At 39.6% G+C, this 18,705-nt stretch carries 20 protein-coding genes; 15 read left to right on the top strand and 5 right to left on the bottom strand.

Annotated elements, in window-relative coordinates:
- From JMX63_RS13265 to JMX63_RS13210, 13 genes are all read left to right on the top strand, one after another.
- The coding region (locus tag JMX63_RS13265; RefSeq protein ID WP_201572888.1) for a hypothetical protein at positions 1–297 on the top strand (297 nt) is incomplete at its 5' end.
- A 14-nt stretch (positions 298–311) separates the two neighbouring features.
- Positions 312–560 carry an ABC-three component system middle component 6 gene (locus tag JMX63_RS14695; protein WP_406947855.1) on the top strand — a complete coding sequence of 83 codons (249 nt, stop codon included), beginning with the start codon at positions 312–314 and terminating at the stop codon, positions 558–560.
- Positions 535–2,295 carry a DUF2326 domain-containing protein gene (locus JMX63_RS13260; RefSeq protein WP_201572886.1) on the top strand — a complete coding sequence of 587 codons (1,761 nt, stop codon included), beginning with the start codon at positions 535–537 and terminating at the stop codon, positions 2,293–2,295. Before JMX63_RS14695 ends, JMX63_RS13260 begins: the two co-directional genes overlap by 26 nt.
- A gap of 301 nt (positions 2,296–2,596) precedes the next feature.
- Positions 2,597–3,418, top strand: a complete 822-nt coding sequence (locus JMX63_RS13255; protein ID WP_201572884.1) for a hypothetical protein — start codon at positions 2,597–2,599, stop codon at positions 3,416–3,418.
- Positions 3,419–3,716: 298 nt separating this feature from the next.
- Positions 3,717–4,082: a hypothetical protein gene (locus JMX63_RS13250; protein WP_201572883.1), complete on the top strand. Its 366-nt coding sequence runs from the start codon at positions 3,717–3,719 to the stop codon at positions 4,080–4,082.
- Positions 4,083–4,092: 10 nt separating this feature from the next.
- On the top strand, positions 4,093–4,338 hold the full coding sequence (locus JMX63_RS13245) for a hypothetical protein (protein WP_201572881.1): 246 nt from the start codon (positions 4,093–4,095) through the stop codon (positions 4,336–4,338).
- Positions 4,339–4,340: 2 nt separating this feature from the next.
- A complete protein-coding gene (locus tag JMX63_RS13240; RefSeq protein ID WP_201572879.1) occupies positions 4,341–5,354 on the top strand; it encodes a YqaJ viral recombinase family nuclease in 1,014 nt (337 codons plus the stop codon).
- On the top strand, positions 5,354–5,698 hold the full coding sequence (locus JMX63_RS13235; RefSeq protein ID WP_201572877.1) for a hypothetical protein: 345 nt from the start codon (positions 5,354–5,356) through the stop codon (positions 5,696–5,698). Before JMX63_RS13240 ends, JMX63_RS13235 begins: the two co-directional genes overlap by 1 nt.
- A gap of 15 nt (positions 5,699–5,713) precedes the next feature.
- Positions 5,714–6,760, top strand: coding sequence for a RecT family recombinase (locus JMX63_RS13230; RefSeq protein WP_227673339.1), 1,047 nt, complete (start codon positions 5,714–5,716; stop codon positions 6,758–6,760).
- A gap of 166 nt (positions 6,761–6,926) precedes the next feature.
- Entirely contained in the window at positions 6,927–7,769 is an 843-nt protein-coding gene (locus tag JMX63_RS13225; protein ID WP_201572875.1) for a DNA polymerase III subunit beta family protein, read from the top strand.
- Positions 7,770–7,780: 11 nt separating this feature from the next.
- Complete coding sequence (locus tag JMX63_RS13220; RefSeq protein WP_201572873.1) at positions 7,781–8,002, top strand: hypothetical protein; 222 nt, start codon at positions 7,781–7,783, stop codon at positions 8,000–8,002.
- Complete coding sequence (locus JMX63_RS13215) at positions 7,989–8,771, top strand: GIY-YIG nuclease family protein (RefSeq protein ID WP_201572871.1); 783 nt, start codon at positions 7,989–7,991, stop codon at positions 8,769–8,771. Before JMX63_RS13220 ends, JMX63_RS13215 begins: the two co-directional genes overlap by 14 nt.
- Complete coding sequence (locus tag JMX63_RS13210) at positions 8,771–8,965, top strand: hypothetical protein (RefSeq protein ID WP_055124058.1); 195 nt, start codon at positions 8,771–8,773, stop codon at positions 8,963–8,965. Before JMX63_RS13215 ends, JMX63_RS13210 begins: the two co-directional genes overlap by 1 nt.
- A 469-nt stretch (positions 8,966–9,434) precedes the next feature.
- Here JMX63_RS13210 and JMX63_RS13205 read toward each other — a convergent pair whose 3' ends face one another.
- The 3 genes from JMX63_RS13205 to JMX63_RS13195 all read right to left on the bottom strand — a co-directional run bounded on the left by JMX63_RS13205 (position 9,435) and on the right by JMX63_RS13195 (position 14,933).
- Complete coding sequence (locus JMX63_RS13205) at positions 9,435–11,117, bottom strand: NAD-dependent malic enzyme (protein WP_201572869.1); 1,683 nt, start codon at positions 11,115–11,117, stop codon at positions 9,435–9,437.
- A gap of 310 nt (positions 11,118–11,427) precedes the next feature.
- A complete protein-coding gene (gene dld / locus JMX63_RS13200; RefSeq protein ID WP_201572890.1) occupies positions 11,428–13,194 on the bottom strand; it encodes a D-lactate dehydrogenase in 1,767 nt (588 codons plus the stop codon).
- A gap of 32 nt (positions 13,195–13,226) precedes the next feature.
- Positions 13,227–14,933 carry an L-lactate permease gene (locus JMX63_RS13195; protein WP_227673337.1) on the bottom strand — a complete coding sequence of 569 codons (1,707 nt, stop codon included), beginning with the start codon at positions 14,931–14,933 and terminating at the stop codon, positions 13,227–13,229.
- 266 nt (positions 14,934–15,199) lie between these two features.
- On the opposite strand from JMX63_RS13195, the gene JMX63_RS13190 reads away from it, so the two are divergent.
- Together JMX63_RS13190 and JMX63_RS13185 are read left to right on the top strand one after the other, a co-directional pair.
- On the top strand, positions 15,200–16,105 hold the full coding sequence (locus JMX63_RS13190; RefSeq protein ID WP_201572865.1) for a LysR family transcriptional regulator: 906 nt from the start codon (positions 15,200–15,202) through the stop codon (positions 16,103–16,105).
- A gap of 556 nt (positions 16,106–16,661) precedes the next feature.
- The gene (locus JMX63_RS13185) at positions 16,662–17,558 is read left to right on the top strand and encodes a 3-hydroxyacyl-CoA dehydrogenase (RefSeq protein WP_201572863.1); all 897 of its coding nucleotides are present in this window, start codon (positions 16,662–16,664) and stop codon (positions 17,556–17,558) included.
- Between the two features lie 165 nt (positions 17,559–17,723).
- Here the strand turns inward: JMX63_RS13185 and JMX63_RS13180 are convergent, their stop codons facing one another.
- Positions 17,724–17,969 (bottom strand): hypothetical protein, encoded by a 246-nt coding sequence (locus tag JMX63_RS13180; protein WP_201572861.1) that lies wholly within the window; start codon positions 17,967–17,969, stop codon positions 17,724–17,726.
- A gap of 255 nt (positions 17,970–18,224) precedes the next feature.
- Positions 18,225–18,476, bottom strand: a complete 252-nt coding sequence (locus tag JMX63_RS13175; protein WP_201572859.1) for a hypothetical protein — start codon at positions 18,474–18,476, stop codon at positions 18,225–18,227.
- Positions 18,477–18,705: the final 229 nt, after the last annotated feature.

The following is an 18,705-nucleotide window of genomic DNA, read 5'->3' as shown; positions in this document are numbered from 1 at the left end:
ATTGAAAAGTATAGAGACAATTATTCAATAGTAGAAAGCAGATTAAATTCCTTAGAATTAAACGGTCATCCAGGTATTAGAAAATTAATAATAGATTATGTAGCAAAGAAATATAGGATGCTATCATGTAAAGGCCTTACTCCCGATGATATAATATGTTGTTTAGATGAAAAAATAACTCAAGAGCTTGAGTCTAGATATCTAAGTTTTTTAAGTTTAGAAGAAATATCACATGCTGATTCTGTAATTTTTCATGTTTTTGCCAAATGTGAAATATTTTCTAAGCCACCTGTTTAAGATAATGATATAAAATGCTGATTCTTAATAAAAACCATCCTAGCATATCACTTTATTACCTAGGGTCAAAAATTGCTGAGTTTATGAAGTTATCTTCACAAGAAGATTTTCATCTCACTGAGCTTTATATTTTATTTGATACTTCTACTCCCATCACCTTCAATAGGTTCATGCTAACCTTAGATTGGCTGCAAATGCTTGGATTAGTTAGATCTAATAATAAAGGGAAAATATATTATGTACATAAAGGAACTAATAATTAGTTCAGGAGATTTAGAGATAAGGAGAGTTCCTTTCAAAAAAGGATTAAATCTAATTGTTGGACGTATAGATGAAAATGGCAGTTCAAATAATTTAGGAAAGACTACGTTGATACGGTCTTTAAATTTTTGTCTAGGAGGAAAGCTTAAAGAGTTTTATGAAGATGAAGAGTCTAAAGTCATAAATAAAACTGTTGAAAATTTTATAACTGTAAACCAACTCGTTTTCACTCTTCGTTTATCTAAATACTTTTTTGAAGAAAGTTCAGAAGATTTTACTATATCTCGTCATATTACTTATGATTCAAGTAAAAAAAATCCTATAAAAGTTATAAATAAGATAAATAATAATATTTACAGTAATGATAAAAAATATAATCACGAGCTCAAAATCAAACTATTTCATAGCGACATAGAAAAACCTTCATTTAGACAATTAATACCAAAATTTGTTAGGAGAAGTGATTTAGAGATATCCAATATATTAAAATATCTTTACAAAGGTACCTCCGACAGCCAGTACGAATTGATACACTTTTTCCTTTTTGGATTCAATCTTCCAAAAATACTAGAGAATAAATCTTTAATAGAGAAGAAACGTATAGAATCTGAAAAAAAACATAAATCATTGAAGTCCATAATACCAGAAGGTTTAGAACAAAAACTTTCTTTATTAAAAAATGAATTAGACATTAAATCAAGACAAAGAAATATATTTAGAATTGATGAAAAGTACGATGTGGATTCAAGCCATCTTACTCTTCTACAAGAAAAAATAAACAACCTCACCAATATTATTCAAAACCTAACGTTAGATAATAATATTTTAGAAGATCGTCTGATTACTATAGAAAATAATAGTTTTAAAGAAGATACTAAAACTATTGGCTATATGTATGAAGAGGCTAAATTACTAAATATATTAGTACACAGTAAGTTTGAGCAAACAGTAAATTTTCATAACTCGATGATAGATAATGAAAGAACCTACTTAAAAGACCGTATTAATAGAATTGATCAGGAAATCTACTTAGCTCAAAGTAGTTATAGAGAGGTTACTCATAAATATAATATTATTCTTGAGAAGCTAGGTAAAATGGGGTCATTACGTCAATATACAGAACTTAATAGTGAAATTGAGAGTTTAAGTATTGATATATCAAGTATAGAAACACAGTTAAACCAACTAGAAGATGCTGTATTAGAGAAAAACAAGTACGAATTAGAACTTAAGTTTATTTCAGAAAAACTAGAAGATAGTATCGACAATTTCAAGAGAAAAAATATTGAAATATTTAACAACTATTTTTCTCAATATTCTAATATTATATATGGAGAGCTATGGTATGTTACATTCTCTTCAAACGAAGAAAATACATCATTTAAGTTCAATATTAATTCAGTAACTCAAAATGTTGGTAGTGGAAAAAAACAAATGTTAGTAGCCGCTTTTGATACTGCTTACATGGCTTATATCCAAGATGATAGGATAGACTTACCTTTTCCAAGATTTGCAACACAAGATAAGGTAGAAATTATTGCTATTGAGGATCTTAAGAAAATTAAAAATATTGTGGAACTATCTAATGGTCAACTTATACTTCCTATCATTGAAGACAAATACTCTAGTTTTGACGATGTAGAAATTGAAGATACTGTTATACTTGAACTTAGCTCGGAAGATAAATTCTTTAATATAGAGAAATTTGAAGCTATGAAAAAATCTGCTTTGAAATAATACTATTTTTCTTACTAATGCAGAATAAAAAACCCACCTCACAGTGGGTTTTTTATTGCTCATCCTATTAACCAACCCGCCATTGAGCGGGTTTTTTTGTGCTTATATATTTAATTAAGGTCATAATATACATTGTGAACAGTTGCCGAATAGTTACCAATCGGTTAAAGTCGAGTAAATTACCAATTTATATATTCAGGCGAGCGATATGGCAGATAAGGTACAACAGAAAGTAATATTTTGTCCGAACGATGGCAGATCTACTCTGCATTATAGAAATAACAAGGAGATAAGCTGGTTAATGCACCTTGTACTGGCTATATTTAGCCTTGGCATATGGATAATCGGCTGGGCATTTATAGCTATTTATCACGTCTTTACTAAACCTATTGCTGGCAAATGGACATGCTCGCAATGCGGAGGCTTAGAAGAAGACCTGCCTAAGCATCAGAACGCGCATCATCAGCAAGCGACAATACAGCCAGAATACCCTCAACCCCAGGATATTTCCTCTACAGTTCCTGAGCCTAAACTACCGACCGAATTACCGCCATTAGAAACCTTTGCTATTGATAAAAATATCAATGGTGGCTTAATTGAGTTCTTCGGATTACAAAGGTGGTACCAAACCGCTTTTAACGATGAGCAAAAACATAGACTAGAAGAGCGCTTTGGTATTGTAGCTGGCAACAAACTAGCTTCAGGCCCAGTACGCTTTAAGTTTGCCAATGTCGATATACTGCAGTTTCTCTATGAGCTAGAAGAAAAGCTTAAGCCGCAAGAATTCAGCGATATTTATAAGTTGGTGGATGAGCAGTACAAAGTAGAAGCTGGTAAATTCTGTAAGATTGATGACGATAGATGGAATGATGAAAAATACTATAAATCATGGTTTGCACTGATGAAGCCTAGAATTGATGCACTTACCAAGTTAAAAGAAGATGGCTATTTCAAACAAGGTCAGTTTGATATGGTTAATGATAATTACGCAACTCAGCCTTGTTTAGATATCAGCGGTAAAGGTTTTAATATTTTGAATGGTGAGTTAGATCGTGCGTTCGATCAGCATTTCTTTGAGCCTATAGAGGGTTGTAGGTGCACTGTACGAGGTTATAGAGACTAAAAATTTATTATTACCGAACCGCCATCCTTGGCGGTTTTTTTGTGCCTGTAAATATCGTCATTACATTAACTTACACATAATTATCGTATTTACGTTAATTATCATCGCAATAACGGTTTACATTATATCGTGATTACGATATTATTACCTCATCAGCTAGCAACAACCTAGTCGAAACTATTTAACAACTTGGGATTAAACAACTACTGGATTAACGGTAGTACCAAATTTTAGACAATAAAAAGCCCCTACCGACTCGACATCTAAAGGGGCTTACTCACTAAGGAGTGAAAAGATTATGGCACACCAAATGAGATTAGACAACGATGCTGACAACAACGCATCAAGTAATGGCAACGTTTACGTCCTAACTGGCGATAAATGCTTGCACATCGAATACAGCGCTGACTATGACGAGCATGGCGAGCGTAACGAATATTGGGGCGGTCACTTAGCTTATGAAGGTAATAGCTGGATTGAGGTTAACAGTGTTAGCGACCTGAACATCGTTGAGATATTTGACGCTGAGACAGATGACGACTTGCCGCTTGATAGCTACACAATGACCGCCGATGACAAGTTGCAGATCATCGAAGTTATCAAGGACTTCATCGAAGGCAACATCGAAGCACGTCAACCATCCAATAGCTACTACGCCGCATAAGGAGCATGCCATGAAAGCTGAAAACTTAGTAATCCTATTGATTATAGCTCTGGTGTTGGGTGCGATATTCATTGTGGTACCAGGCGCACTTGCTCGAGAGGACGAAGGCCATCGCGCTCTTATTATTGAGCACAAGTATGACCTACTAGATAACCAAGTAGCAGATGACCAAGACAACGCGTATTACGCATCTGAAGAATATCAGAATGCAAAACACGCCAACGAATTTATCGCAAAAGCATACGGGAGAGAATAACCATGGGAACTGCAATCAAGTTTGAACAGCAAGATCAAAACGCTATCAAGACCAGCAACCTAAGTCGTCAAGATTGGCTCGCACTACGTCAGTCTGGCATCGGTGGCAGTGACATAGCAGCCATCATTGGTGTATCGCCCTACGCCACTGCTTACGACATTTACCAGTCTAAGACGCAGCCTTTATCTGACGAAGATATGAATGAGTTTGCGTATTGGGGCACCGTACTTGAAGACACAGTAGCGCGTGAATTTAGCAAACGCAGTGGCCTGAAGATTCAGAATGTTAACTTTTTGATGCGTCATCCAGAGCATCGCTGGGCCATCGCTAACATTGACCGCGCTGTAGTGAATAGTCACGTCAAAGGTTGGGGTAACGTCCGTTTCAAAGACGGTCGTTTAACCACCAATGAGATTGTCGAGATTAAAACCGCTAGCGAATACGTTGGCAAAAATTGGGGCAACGAGGAAAGCGACGAAGTACCCGATCAGTACCAGTGCCAAGCGCAGTGGTATATGGGCGTGACCGGTGTTGATGTCTGCCACATGGCGGTGCTTATCGGTGGCAACAAATACCGTCAGTACAAGATTGAGCGCAACCAAGACCTGATTGATGTGCTCTTTGAAACCGCGCACGACTTTTGGCACAACAATGTACTAGCAGGGATTGAGCCTGACGCGACGACATTGCAAAACGCCAAAGACAAATACCCGTGCCATGACCCTGATACCACGCTTGATGTTGAGCTAGACAGCGAGGCTGCCAAGGCCTTTGAGCATTACGAGTCACTAAAGGCGCAAGAAAAAGAAGTTAAGGCTGCGCTTGAGCTCGCCCAGACCGACCTGATTTGTCAAATACAAGACAACGAGGCATTGGCAATCGATGGTGAGGTGGTCGCTACTTACAAGACGCAAGTGAGCAACCGCTTTAATAGCAGCCAATTTAAAAAAGACATGCCTGAGCTTGCTGAGCAGTATATCAAACAAAGCGAAAGCCGCGTGATGAGGGTTAAGTGATGAGTGATAATTACGTAAATCCAAACAAAATCAATCGAGACCATGCCGTTCAGCTTGCTGATCTGTTTAAGGAAAAAGAGGCTTTAATTGGTGATATGCGAAGGGCACAAGACTCAATCAACAACGGTGCTTATTTAAGGCTGCTTGATGTAAGCGATGGCAGGATACTACAAAACAATTCTATCGTTAACACACCACGACTTACCCAATCACTAGAAAAAAATGCTGATTGGATTATTGACCGCGTTTATGACCAAGCCATTAGCGAGATAGAAAGAGAGATAGCAAACATAGCCACCCTGCTATTAGAAAACTTAATCGAAGCAAACGAAATACCATTTTAAATAAGGAACACTACCATGGAACACCAAGAAATCGCAGTAATGGAAGATCAACAATACTCACCACAGCAAATCACGCTTGATGACAACCTGTTCAACAAGTGCAATCGCTTAGCTGAAATGATGGCTAAAGGCGCTTGCACTGTGCCAAAGCATCTACAAGGTAACGTCGGTGATTGTTTTGCAATTATTGGCCAATCACTACGCTGGGGAATGGACCCATACGCAGTAGCTCAAAAGACACATTTAGTTAATGGCACATTGGGCTATGAGGCACAGCTTGTTATCGCTGTAATTAACAACCGCGCACCTATCGTTGATCGTATCAAGTTTGAATACTTTGGTGATTGGTCGAAGGTTAAAGGCAAAGACGACAAATCTACTGACATTGGCGTCATCTGCCGCGCTACGTTTAAAGGTGACGATGAGGCAACCGAGTTATCACTGACTATGGCACAAGTTGGTCATGTTCGTAACTCGCCATTATGGGCTGCTGATCCACGCCAACAGCTTGCATACCTAGCAGCCAAGCGTTTTAGCCGTCTGCATTGCCCTGACGTTATCTTAGGTGTTTATACACCTGATGAACTGGCTGACCGTGGTAATAACGAAGTGCCTCGCAATGTCACACCAAGTGCTAAAAATGCCGGTGCATCCGCCCTACTTGACCGTGTTAAGCCAAAGCAGCCAACCGCTGAAGCACCAGTGATTGAGTATTACGACACAAGCGAACTACTAAGCACGATTGAGCAAATCACCAATGTTAAGCAGATTAAACCAATCGGAGAAGAGATTGCGGCGATGGTTAACAATGCAGCTATCAATATCAAAGATGAAGATGTTAATGCGCTACGCCAAGCGCTCGCTGATCAAAAACAATCCATCGTCTTATCTGATGAATACAACAGCATCATGAAGCATGTAAAAGCTGCCAAGACTCCTGAAGACGTTGAGCGTATGCGCGGCTTGATAGCTGATAAGCAGCAAGACTTTGATGAAGGCGATATCAAGATGCTTAACGATACGCTGGATGTGGTCGCTGAAGATATGAGCGCTAAGGGTTAATCAAATAAATGGTCTGAGCAAAACATCGCTTGGACCAACCAAGGAATGATTATGAAATACACAGAAGAAGAAATGACCGCCCTAGCCGCTGAGCTGCTAGAAGTTGATTTGGGATTGCCCACTGTCTGCCCGACGTGTGGTAAATGAACGCAAAAAGGAATACACCATGGATTTAATCGAATTAAAAAGAGCTTACCTAAAAGCTATGTTATGTGCAGCCGCCAAATCAGATGTTAGATATTACTTGGAAGGCGTTTACTTCGTCGGTGGTGATAATAAAGTATTGGCCTACTCTACTGATGGTCATCAACTATTGCGCTGGATTATCTGTGAAGACTACGAAGGTAGTGACTTCTCTTACATCATTAACCGTCGCTGCATCAAAGACGCTATCAAAACCAAATACAATATCCATCTACAAGCCTCAACCGGCGATCTTGTTTGCGCCAAAGACGAAGACTTTAGAACGTTTAGAGGTTTGATTGATGGTAAATACCCAGATGTTAAGCGCGCTGTCGCAGGTTACGTTGAGGATATCAAACAAGAAAAAGACAAGAACGTATTGCTCAATGGTAACTATTTAAAGAACTTAGGCAAGATAGGCAAAATCATCGGGAAGCATTACAAGGTAAAAGACGTGCCAGTACGCTTTTACAGCTCAAAACCTGTGGATGGCATTACTAATATATTCACATTTAATGGTAATAAAAACCTTATGTATATCGTGACCAGCTGCCGAACTGCTGATACTACAGACGAAGAGCATCATGCGGTTTTGATGGATAACCATCTGGTGCCGAAGCCTGAGGTTCAGCAGTGGCTTGATGATGGTTATGGAGCGATATGTGGATTCAGTAATAAGTCACCAGATGAGGCAAAAAGGATGGCTAATTTTACTCGAGCGGTCATCGTTGACTATGACGACGATGGCTATATGGATTCAATAGGTGATATTTGGCGTTTTGTTTATTTTATTGACGCTCTTGAACGAAATCCCGTTACTGCATAAGGAGAATGATTGTGAGTGAGCTAGGTGAAATCAAAACGATAAAAGGTGGCGAAGCGGAATGTATCAGCGGTACTAAAAATGGCATTGCGCTTTATCAAAATTTTAATCAAAACGAAAATATACTTTATGTGATGCAAGGCGATACCCTACTTTTTGAGGTTGAAGCTAAGCGTATTGAAGACCATGAGTATGTTTTAGTGGATTATGAGGTGACTACCAATGGCAACGATTGAAACTGATATTGACCTTGATGCGCTGCCTAATTTTATTGATAGAAATATCCTAGATAAAAAGATGACAGCAGGTGGAATGGCCAAAATATTCCGAATAGGTGATATGCACGTTACTTCATATATTCAAAGTTTGAAAGCAAAGGAACATCCAATCAATTTTGAAGTAGTTGAGCATAATGGTGGCCGTGGGTACAAACATTTATACCTGGTTAGAGACGTGATCCAAAATGCAATAAATAGAAACTTGGAAATCAAGAAACCTCACGTCATAGAACAGGCTGAATACCGTCAGATATTAAGCCAGCAGCATGGCTCCCTGCTAACCGATATAGCAGACCTGCAGGAAATTAAGGATCAACTGGTGAGCGAGGTTGATATGTTGATGGGGAATTTAACTGATATCGCACCCATTCTTGAACAGACTAAATTCAACCTACTGCCAAAATCAGCAATTGTAGAAAAGTCCAAAACCTATGGCGATGCTTGTGGTGTTTACTTTTTGATAAAAGACGATGAAATCGTTTATATAGGTCAAAGCATAAATATAGCCAGTCGCGTAGCTAGTCATAAAGATAAAGACTTCGACAGCATGAGCTTTGTTGCATGCCAGAAAGAAGAGTTAGACATATTGGAGTCACTATACATCTTAGCTTATCAGCCAGCACTAAATGGCAGTAGCGCTGTTGGTCCAACAGGGACTACTAGACCTGCCACACCTATAACACTTAATAAGATAATTCAAATGTTTAATAATAAGGAGCTATCATAATGACAGGTATCTACTACACCACTAGTGACATCAAGCAAATATTTTGCTTTAAGAGTGACACTGCTTTAAAAGCTAAAATCAGAGAAGGCTTTTTACCTGAGCCTGATTTAGAAGGTCGACCCAACAAGTGGCTTAAAGTCAAAATTGACGACATAGTTGAAAAGCTAAATGATTATGAGAAAGATGAAGCATAACCGTGTTAGAATCCAAAAGCGGGATTCGAACTGGTATAAATTACTGAGCCAATTCAAAGAATGGCGGTATCCATGACGGTATCGCCAGTTATAACAATAAATAAAACCATATAAATCAGTATCTTATGTTTACAGTTTGGAATCTGGTGGGCGCACCAATTAAGATATGAGTAGTACCAATCAACCCTTGTAAGCCTTACACTACAAGGGTTTTTTATTGCGTGTCTATAATACACCTTAACCTTCCATACCTTAACGATAGAGGTATCGACTAACACCTCTTAGAATACCTTTAAAATACCTGCAATTATCAAGGCGTTGACTAACTCACCACCAAAACAAGCGACCATACAGACCCTATAGTTTTATATTAATGCATAGATAAAAAAAATCACCCTAACTGTTCAAGTTAAGGTGATTTTTTATGGTGTTTGTAATATTGATAATAGCTAACTATCTAATCTCTAACCTAGAAAGAAGTACGGCGATAGTTACGATATTCAGGTAACCAAAAGTTCGCTTTTAATCGGCGTTGTAAGTTCTCCGATGTGATAGGTAGTGCTAGCTTATCTTGTGCCGCTTGCAATGCCACTGCATACGCTATTTTTTCACTGATCTCTCTGATAACTTTGATCGGCGGTAGTATGGCACCAGGTGCTTTTTCGTATTCCATTGATATATCTGCAAGGGCTTGGCTTGCTGCCGTTAGCATATTATCGCTGATACCTGTCGCACGTGCTGCTAAAACACCCAGGCCAATACCAGGGAAAATATAGCTGTTATTACACTGAGAAACCTCAAACGACTGACCGTTATAAGTGGTATGAGGAAAAGGACTACCCGTTGCGATGATTGCCTTGCCTTTACTCCAATTCATGACTTCTTGCGGCGTTGCTTCCACGCGAGACGTTGGGTTTGAAAGCGGTAGTACAATTGGGTGCTCAGTATTAGCACATAGCGATTCGATCACTTCTTGGGTGAACAGACCTTTTTGTCCGCTAACACCAAATAATACGGTGATTTTTGCTTGTTTAACCACTTGCGCTAAGCCGAGTTTCTTACTTTTATCCCAGCTTGCAATAGCTGATTCTTTTTGTACTAACGGTTCTTGGAATTTTTGCAGTTCTGTCATGCCATCTGTCAATAAGCCATAGCGATCAACCATAAATACTTGACTACGAGCTTGCTCTTCAGTCAATCCTTCACGCTGCATTTGGCGAATAATATGCTCAGCAATACCGCAACCCGCAGATCCTGCGCCTAAAAATGCGATATTCTGTTGGCTAAGTTTTTGACCTTTATTTAGACAGGCTGCAATCAAAGTACCAACCGATACCGCAGCAGTCCCTTGAATATCATCATTGAAGCAGCATAGCTGATCACGATATTTATTCAGTAACGGGGTCGCGTTTTCCTGAGCAAAATCTTCAAATTGCAATAATACTTCTGGCCAACGGCGCTTAACGGCTTGAATAAACAAGTCCACAAATTCATTATATTCATCGCCAGAGATGCGCGGATTCCTCCAGCCCATATACATAGAATCGTCAAGCAGCTGTTGGTTGTTGGTGCCGACATCTAGCAAAATAGGTAGACAGTAAGCTGGGCTAATACCACCACAAGCCGTGTATAAAGACAACTTACCGATTGGAATTCCCATACCGCCAATACCTTGATCTCCTAGCCCCAATATACGTTCACCGTCAGTAACAACGATCACTTTGACGTTTTGTTTGGTGGCATTTTGTAGCATATCATCGATTTTGTGACGCTCAGGATATGAGATAAACAAACCCCGTTTACGACGATAGATTTGCGAGAATTTTTCACACGCCTGACCAACGGTTGGGGTATAAATGAGCGGCATGACTTCTTCGATATGCTGCTCAATTAGATGATGAAATAAGGTTTCATTGGTATCTTGGATGTTACGCAAGTAAATATGCTTATCCATCGCATCAGTGAATGAGCTTAGTTGATGATAAGCACGTAATGATTGCTCCTCAATCGTTTCAATATTATGAGGTAATAGCCCCGTTAAATTAAAGCTACTACGTTCTTCTGATGAAAAAGCACTACCTTTATTCAATAAAGGTGTCTCTAAAAGAGCGGGTCCAGCAACAGGAATATATAAAGGACGCTTATTTGACATAATGTAATCTTCTTATTAAAGGCATATGAGTGAAAGCCATACTGAGTGAAAGCTATGCTAGTGCTGCATTATACATAGCATCGACTGGTATTTAACAATAGATAACAAAATCATTTTGAATAAATGTGCTTCTGAACTCGAGGCTGCTGATACATTTACCGAGAAATAATAAAAAAGCACTACCAATCGGCAGTGCTTCTGAGGATGTATTGAACAATTTATAATAGACAAACACTGAACTATTCAGCAACTTAGCAACTGATAAATAATCAGCCCATGGCCAGTTTTAAATATCAGTTATAGAATTCAGTTATAAACAGCACGAGCAATTGCGTTTGGTTTTCGACATTTTACCAATACCCGGATTAAAGGTATTGGTTGGGTCTAGACTTTTATAAAAGTTCTGCAAATCAGGTTCCGCTTCGTATAGGTGTCCGACATTATGCTCAGCAGGATATTTGGCTCCGCGTGCGCTCAGTAGCTCTAGCATCATTTTTTTAACAAGATGTGCATCACTACCCTTCTTCAGAATATAGTCTTGATGAAATACATAACAAAAGAAGTGTCCATAATAGAGTTTCTTCTCTAAGTGTTGTTCAATGTCTTCAGGTAGGGTTTCGAGCCATTCTAATTCGTTACGTGGTATGGCAATATCCAATGCCAATATATCGCCGACCTCTTTTTCATGTATCACTTCATAACGTAATGCGGCACCTGCAGCGGCAAAGCGATGTAAAAAGGCGCTTTCTGATTCTTCTTGACTACATTCAAAATAGTTACCTGTGTCTGACACGGCAAAGAACGCCTCAAGAAAATTCTGTGCTTCTGCTATGCCATCATCACTCATTTTTAAGATTAAATGATGTTCATATTGGTCGCGATACTCTAGCATTCGTTTCGGTAAATGCTTTGGAAATATATTGGCGATGAACTGCATGACTTTGTCAGTGAAATGCTTTGGCATCCATGACCATTTATGGAATTTTGCATCCATAGCACCTTTGATAGAAAACAATCTAGGTAAGGCATTGGTACCGAGATGCTTAATACTCAGGAACGTGTCCTTACCATACTTAGCAGATACATCAAATATATCACGATGCATATACTCACCCACTTCAGGGATATTATCGAAGCTCGATAACATTTGCCTTCTGAGCTGTGCAAGCTCACTCACACTATTAGTGCCTATATAAAAGGTTTTCTCTTTTACAGCCGTTGGATAAGTGTCAAGACGTACTGCAAATACCGCCAGCTTGCCAGCACACCCACTTGCTTCATACAGTCTCCGCTTGTCAGCATTAAAACGACTGGGTGTGCTTGCATTAACATCTTTTACTCTAGCGATGTACTCTTTGTCAGATGCCAACTTGCCAGTGTCAGGTAGTTCTCTTTTATCGAAATTACCTGTTTGTAAGTTAGTGAGTATTTCTTTAGGGGTATCTCCTAACTCTACATCTAGATGATTGACTAGCACCAGCTGACCGTGTTTGTTTATTTGTGCAAACAACGCAAGCTCGGTGTAAGCAGGACCCCTTTTCACAAGAGCCCCACCTGAGTTATTAGAGACCCCACCAATAATGGACGCACCCAACGTCGATGAACCTATGACTGAATGAGGTGCTCTATTTACGGCTTTAAGCTGACTTTGCAATTGGTGCAACGTGGCGCCAGGTAAGCTAATCACTTGCTCGTTATCATTCACCAAATACAACTGATTCATTGCAAGGGTATTGATCACAACCACTGGTCTATCGTAATCATTACCGCTCGGGGTTGAGCCTTCCGTCAGCCCTGTTTTTGCTGCTTGCATGATAATAATGCAGTCGCCTTCCACACATATTTCTAGACTACGCCAAATCTCCAGCAGCGTTTGCGGAAACAAAACAGCCAAAGCGCTGCCGCCGCCAGAACGCCACCCCATTCTATAGTGTTCGTTTTTTTCCGGATCAGCCTGTACATTGCCGGCTCCCAGTAAATGGGTTAGCTTGCCTAACACTTGCTCAGGATGGAGTGTGTCTTGATGCGCTATGTTTGATGAGAAAAGGTTTGATGAAGCTCTATTTAATGACGGCATATGACGCTCTTTATTTGGTGATTGTGTGTCACTCATGATGCTAAAGGCCCTTGAAAACCAAAAATATAAATGGCAGCCATAACGATAATCCCGCAGAACAACACATAATAGATGGTAGGTAAAATAGTACGCCTAAGTGTGGCGCCCTCCATACCGAGTAGGCCCACCGTTGCTGATGCAGCCACCACATTATGTACTGCAACCATATTACCAGCAGCGGCACCAACTGCTTGAGCCGCGATGATTAGAGAAGGTGAAATATGTAAGCTCATGGCGGCTTCGTATTGGAATTGACTGAACATCATGTTGGATACGGTATTAGACCCCGCGATAAAGGCACCTAACGCACCAATGGTTGCACTGATTAAGGGGAAAACACTACCAAAAGTACCCGCAAACAACTCTGCACTGGCGACAGGCATACTCGCCACATCTGATAAGTTTACGCCTGAATTAATAAAAATTCTAACCATTGGAATCGTAAAAATAAGGACAAATCCGGCCCCTAGTACAGTTTTACCTGATTCTTTAAAGGCATTGTTTAGTGCATTGACAGGTTTGTTCGTTTGAAAGGCCGCAGCAACCAAGGCGCTGATTAATAACAAGCCGCCTGGTAAGTATAAAGGACTAAAACTGGCACTGATATCTGCCTCACTTAAAATCGAGGTTAGGTCTACTGTCGCGCTGTTCAGCAAAGACTGAAAGCCTGTTAATACTCTAGAACACACCAATAAAAGGGCAACCAATAAATAAGGGAACCATGCCATGACCGTGGACATCTTTTTATCACTCAACGCAGGAGTGATGTCTTCTTTGCTAACCATTAGCTTACCAAGCCATTCACTTGGCCAGCTTTTTTTCGGTTCAAAATCCCATGTGGTTTTTGGTACTAAAAATCCACGTTTTGCCGCATTAACAACGATAGTGATACTGACCAAACCGCCGACCAATGATGGAAACTCTGGCCCTAAAAAAATACCTGTTAGGGTATAAGGGACTGTGAATGCCAAACCCGCAAAAATAGCAAATGGCCAAATAGCGAAGCCTTCTCTCCAGCTTTTATTTTTACCAAAAAAGCGCGTGAGCATCATCACCATAAAAAGTGGCATAAATGTACCAATGACACCATGCATAACGGCTACTTGGCTGGTAATCAGTTGTAAAAAATCGCCCCACTCTAGTCCTTGTTGTGCCAATTGGGTGCTAATGGCTACTGTATCTAATCCCTTGTTTACGCCAATAACGATAGGCGTACCGACTGCACCAAATGACACAGGCGTACTTTGTATCATCATTCCCATTAACACGGCACCTAGCGCTGGAAATCCTATCGCGACGAGTAAAGGCGCGGCAATAGCGGCCGCTGTACCAAAGCCAGCCGCTCCCTCAAGAAAGCAGCCAAAGCACCAAGCAATAATAATGGCTTGCACCCGCCTATCTGGCGATACATTGGTAAACCCAGCACGGATAACGGCAATGGCACCCGTATGCTTTAACGTATTCAATAAAAAAATAGCACCAAATACGATCCACAATACTGAGACGGTAATGACCATTCCCTGAATAATAGATGAAGACACGCGATTAAGCGTCATATCCCATACAAAGAGGGCAAGCGCGGCAGTAACCGCCAGAACGATTGGCATGGTTCTTTTGGCTGACCATTGCAAGCCTATCAAAAAAATACCACAGAGAACGATTGGCAGTAATGCCAACAGTCCATATATTGTTTGATTCAAAATCATAGTCCTTTTTTTATCGTGTAATCTTCCTTGAACAACTTCATTTAAGCATTTGTTTTTATAACTTCACGCTGTCGGTCAGACGAAGCCGAAGACAATCTCTGTCAGTGACATGATTAATAGAATGGTTAAATAAACAAATGCTCAAAATTCCCTAAAATATTCTACGCCTTGTCGATACATTGATATATTGCATCAAAGGATAATGTTATTTTCTTTTTTTGCTATAATCCAAAACGTATTACACCAATTGGGGAATAAGTATGGGCAAAGCTGACGATATGGTTTTATTCGTCCAAGTGGTTGATGAAGGGTCATTTTCTCGGGTCGCTGAAAAGCTGTCATTAACGAATTCAGTGGTAAGCAAACGTATTGTAAGATTAGAAGAGAGCTTAAATGCACAGCTACTGTATAGGACAACCAGAAAGTTAAGCTTAACCGATGCAGGAAGGACGCTTTATGACAAAGCTAAAATCGCTAAATTTGCCTTTCAAGAAGCTGAAAATGCCGTAACAGGCTATGGTGAGGACATGAAAGGCAACATACGTATAACTATGCCAGCGGTCTCTGCAAATCTAATATTGAGCGAATCCATTGCCGAATTCTGTAAACAACACCCAGAAATATCAGTAGATTTACAGATTACCAATCGATTGGTTGATTTGATAGAAGAAGGGTTTGATCTGGCGATAAGGACAGCAGAGCTTGAAGACTCATCACTCATTGCAAGACGTCTTATAGATAGCCAGTGGGTCATATGTGCGACACCAGACTATTTAGAGCGACATGGCACACCTCAAACCCCTGAACAATTACGGAGTCATGAGTGTTTGGTCTATAAGTTTGATCATACGGCGAATGGTATATGGCCGCTATATATAGATGGCACGGAGCAACTGCTTCCTGTACAGGGTCGGTTTCATAGCAATCATCTTAATGCGATTAAACAAGCGACTCTCAGCGACCTAGGTATCGCCTTTTTACCACAAGCACTTGTTTATGAAGAAATGCAGCAAAATACGCTCACTCAGATTTTGCAGCGCTTTACACGAAAGAAAATGGGTATGTATGCGGTTTACCCCAAGGCACGGCAACCGGACCAAAAGTTGAAACTGCTTGTATCGCATTTGCGAGAATCATTACATCAAAAACAGGCTTACTACTGCTAATAACCTTTAGACAGGTCAATAGGCTTGTCCACTCTAGCTGCATTCTTCGATAATGCAATCCTTACGCACATAAGCACAGTTGGAAGATGGTGCGTGATACAGGTGTAAACCTTCGAATGTGGCAACGGATTTATACGTAAGGATAATAATAGGGATAATAATAGGGATAATAGCCTGCCTTGCATACTTAATGCGTTAAATACGACTTTCATCGTACATCACTGCTTACGTCCTCCTTTACAACCTCGTCGACAATATTTTGACACCAACAGTCATTAAAAATGTCGTTATGATATGAAATTAGCCTTCAATTATCATAAAATCATTAGGTGTAAAGTTAGTAATATTATTAGTAAGCTGTTGAATTATTTAATAATATAATAAGTTAAGTAGTATGAAATTATCTGATACCTGCATAGCGAGATTTTTAGGTTCTCTTTAATGTTTTTATAAAAATGAAGGTTGAATAATAAGGTAAAACCATCTAATAATAGATCTATAAGTTCTAGACATTTATCTAGCAACTTATATCCACTACTATTAGGAAATAAATACAATGACGTATAAAAATGTAACTGTCGCTGGAAGCGGCATCCTAGGCTATCAAATTGCTTTTCAGGCCGCATTTCATGGTTTTAATGTCAGTGTCTATGACATCAATGATGAGGTTTTAGAAAAAGCAAAGTCAAAATTTCAATTGATGTGTAAGGCTTTTCGAAAGGATTTGAGGGCAACTCAAGAGCAGCTGGATAAGGCTTTTGATAATCTCAGCTACACCTCAGACTTAGCAGAAGCAATCAAAGATGCTGAGCTGATGATTGAAGCCATTCCCGAGATTCCTGAAATTAAAATCGAATTTTATGAAAAACTTGCCAAACTAGCGCCAGAGAAAACCATCTTTGCGACCAATACCTCAACCTTACTTCCTAGCCAGTTTGCAGAATCAACGGGACGACCTGCTCAGTTTTTAGCGCTACATTTTGCCAATAAAATTTGGATGCATAATGTCGCCGAAATCATGGGACATTCTGGGACAGATCCTAAAGTATTTGATGAGGTTGTTGCTTTTGCTACTGCCATCGGTATGGTGGCAATGCCGCTGGATAAAGAGCAACCCGGCTATATCATGAACAGTTTGTTGGCGCCTTTTATAGATGCAGCTTTGCAATTGGTTGCAAAAGAGGTTGCCGACCCACATACGATAGATAAAACGTGGATGATAGTAACTGGCGCGCCGTCAGGTCCCTTTGCCATATTGGACACTATCGGTATCAACACTGCCTACAACATCACAAAACTATCTGCTGAAAAAACTCAAAATCCTGTGAGGTTCAAAGCTGCTCAATATTTAAAAGAGCAATTAATTGATCAAAACAAACTAGGATTCGCGACTGGTGAAGGATTTTATACGTATCCAAACCCAGCCTTTATGCGCCCTGAATTTTTGAAATAATAGATAGCTTTCAAATTGGCTCTAAAACACAAAAGGCCATTCAAGCTTTATATTGCATCGCTTGAATGGCCTTGTCAGTCGCGCATTTTATTTAACTAAATATCTTACTATTAGGGTTTACTTTCGGCGATAACTATCCAAACCTATCTAAGTTATGTTTGTTCACTAAAAAGAAAAGTCATATCGCGTCAATGCCACTATTTCAATTGGCACTGCATATTTCCAAGGCATACCGCCCGTACAATAGAACTGGCCATCTTCAAAAGCTATAATGCGAGATGTGAAGTCATTACCTACCTGATCTTTTAGAGCATTCTCATCACTCTCGTCACTCACAGCACACCATATACTTTGATAACCTTCCTCAAGCATTGAACGAGTCAATTCGCTTCCAACAGTTACTGTATCCATGTTGTTACTCCTATTCAATGACAATGATTAGTAAGCTAAACAAGTGGCTTCATAACAGCAATTACTTGAGCATCTTCGAACCTGTTCTATTTATCGTTGCAAAATATCGGTGGCTAGACAGATGAGCTTATAAATAAATAGTACAGATGTATTGTCAGCTAGAACAAGAAGTTGTAGACAGATGGTAGATTTTCATGCATAGACTGCAAAACCAATCTACATGCAGAGTATAACAGTCATTATATTAATAGTAAGTTATAGCTCCACATCATCTTGAGTAAGCGCCACTCTCTTTACTGAGACAGCATATTCCCATAGCTCACCTTTATCACAAACGAACTGGTCGTTATTGAAAGCTACAATAGGAACCAGTAATTCGTAGTAACCATTATCTATGGTTGCGATAGCATAATCATCGCTAACGTTGCTGACAGCACACCATACATAGTTGCTGACATTTTCCAAGATTGCTTTGGTTAACTCACTGCCTTGTAATTCAGCAATCATCTTCAGGCTCCAGTATCTATCAAGTTAACCTATTACTTTATAGATAAATTCGGTTTTTGCAATATATCTGTATAACTCATAAGTTCTCGAAATACACCTGACTGAGCTATGCTGAAGAAACCGTACAACTAAACTTGGTAAACTAAGCGTATTAACTGGAGTTTACCATGACCAAGAAAGTAAGAACCTACAGTGACGAATTTAAAGCAGAAGCCGTTAAGAAAATAGC

It is taken from the genome of Psychrobacter nivimaris (genome assembly GCF_904846365.1).
Taxonomy (GTDB): Bacteria; Pseudomonadota; Gammaproteobacteria; order Pseudomonadales; family Moraxellaceae; genus Psychrobacter; species Psychrobacter nivimaris_B.
This window is presented reverse-complemented; position numbering and strand designations above follow the sequence as displayed.

Bases quoted from the DNA above. Each gene is read 5' to 3' on its own strand.
- JMX63_RS13235 (WP_201572877.1), top strand. From the start codon at position 5,354: ATGAGTGATAATTACGTAAATCCAAACAAAATCAATCGAGACCATGCC.
- JMX63_RS13260 (WP_201572886.1), top strand. From the start codon at position 535: ATGTACATAAAGGAACTAATAATTAGTTCAGGAGATTTAGAGATAAGG.
- JMX63_RS14695 (WP_406947855.1), top strand. From the start codon at position 312: ATGCTGATTCTTAATAAAAACCATCCTAGCATATCACTTTATTACCTA.
- JMX63_RS13210 (WP_055124058.1), top strand. From the start codon at position 8,771: ATGACAGGTATCTACTACACCACTAGTGACATCAAGCAAATATTTTGC.
- JMX63_RS13190 (WP_201572865.1), top strand. From the start codon at position 15,200: ATGGGCAAAGCTGACGATATGGTTTTATTCGTCCAAGTGGTTGATGAA.
- JMX63_RS13215 (WP_201572871.1), top strand. From the start codon at position 7,989: ATGGCAACGATTGAAACTGATATTGACCTTGATGCGCTGCCTAATTTT.
- JMX63_RS13250 (WP_201572883.1), top strand. From the start codon at position 3,717: ATGGCACACCAAATGAGATTAGACAACGATGCTGACAACAACGCATCA.
- JMX63_RS13245 (WP_201572881.1), top strand. From the start codon at position 4,093: ATGAAAGCTGAAAACTTAGTAATCCTATTGATTATAGCTCTGGTGTTG.
- JMX63_RS13180 (WP_201572861.1), bottom strand. From the start codon at position 17,969: ATGGATACAGTAACTGTTGGAAGCGAATTGACTCGTTCAATGCTTGAG.
- JMX63_RS13185 (WP_201572863.1), top strand. From the start codon at position 16,662: ATGACGTATAAAAATGTAACTGTCGCTGGAAGCGGCATCCTAGGCTAT.
- JMX63_RS13205 (WP_201572869.1), bottom strand. From the start codon at position 11,117: ATGTCAAATAAGCGTCCTTTATATATTCCTGTTGCTGGACCCGCTCTT.
- JMX63_RS13240 (WP_201572879.1), top strand. From the start codon at position 4,341: ATGGGAACTGCAATCAAGTTTGAACAGCAAGATCAAAACGCTATCAAG.
- JMX63_RS13175 (WP_201572859.1), bottom strand. From the start codon at position 18,476: ATGATTGCTGAATTACAAGGCAGTGAGTTAACCAAAGCAATCTTGGAA.
- JMX63_RS13230 (WP_227673339.1), top strand. From the start codon at position 5,714: ATGGAACACCAAGAAATCGCAGTAATGGAAGATCAACAATACTCACCA.
- JMX63_RS13225 (WP_201572875.1), top strand. From the start codon at position 6,927: ATGGATTTAATCGAATTAAAAAGAGCTTACCTAAAAGCTATGTTATGT.
- dld (WP_201572890.1), bottom strand. From the start codon at position 13,194: ATGCCGTCATTAAATAGAGCTTCATCAAACCTTTTCTCATCAAACATA.
- JMX63_RS13255 (WP_201572884.1), top strand. From the start codon at position 2,597: ATGCACCTTGTACTGGCTATATTTAGCCTTGGCATATGGATAATCGGC.